This is a genomic window from Microcystis sp. LEGE 08355, from assembly GCF_015207185.1.
In the GTDB taxonomy this organism is placed as follows: domain Bacteria; phylum Cyanobacteriota; class Cyanobacteriia; order Cyanobacteriales; family Microcystaceae; genus Microcystis; species Microcystis panniformis.
In genome coordinates, this window is sequence record NZ_JADEXI010000960.1 from 1 (window position 1) to 1,028 (window position 1,028).

The window sequence follows — 1,028 nt, forward strand, 5'->3', positions numbered from 1 at the left end:
CTATCACCCCAAAACCCTCCGCAACGCGCACGCAGTGACCACCCTATCTCCTGACAACCGACGGCTAAACTAATTCTACCATTTGCATAAATTGGGCTTCTGAAAGGGTTTTAATGCCTAATTTTTGAGCCTTTTTGAGTTTCTCACCGGGAGCTTTACCGAGGAGAATATAATCAGTGTTCGCACTGGGGGAACTGGTAACAGTACCACCGACATTAATAATCAATGATTTCGCTTTCTCGCGACTGATTTTGCTGAAGGTTCCTAGTATAACTACGCTTTTTCCCCTTAGGGTATTTTCGGCGGATTCTTGACTCGTTTGGACTATCTCCGCTGCGGGTTGCACTTCTAAACTTGTATCGGCAACCGGGATTTTTTCTGCTGCTACTACCGGAGTTTCCTCGGCAATCACCGGGGGAGTTTCCTCGGCAATCACCGGGGGGGTTTCCGGTTCTTCTACTACTGGAGTCTCACTAATAATTGCTTCTGGTTCATTAGTAGTAATAGGGGCAGTTTGTCGAGAGAAATCGTCTCTTTCTTGCTGTAGGTTTTGAATTTGAACCTCTAAAGCGCTGATTTCTGCTTGCTTAGTTGTTAACTCACTCTCAAGCTTAATTTTTTCCTTTTCTAAAGCTTTAGCTGCCGTTTTTTGGACTTCTAAATCTTGAGTTAGTTGGCGATTTTGTTGGCTTAATTCCTCGATATGACGGGAAGTTGTGGCTTCTAATTGGTCTTTTTCGGCACTTAATTGGTGTAGTTGAATCTCTAAATTGGCAATATTTTCCCGATAGGTTTCTAACTGTTGGGGTAACTGGGTTAATTCCTGTAATTGCCCTTCTAAATCAGCAATTTTTGCCTGAGAATCGGCCAATTGTGGCGGTAACTGGGTTAATTCCTGTAATTGCCCTTCTAAATCAGCAATTTTTGCCTGAGAATCGGCTAATTGTTGGGGTAACTGGTTTAATTCCTGTAATTGCCCTTCTAAATTAGCAATTTTTTCGGCAGCAGTGGTTAATTCTGCCGATAAT

The 1,028-nt window shown here is 42.9% G+C and carries 1 protein-coding gene; it reads right to left on the bottom strand.

Annotation, left to right across the window (positions count from 1 at the left end):
• Positions 1-64 precede the first annotated feature (64 nt).
• On the bottom strand, positions 65-1,028 hold a 964-nt coding region (locus IQ242_RS25595; protein ID WP_305070298.1), incomplete at its 5' end, for a BRCT domain-containing protein.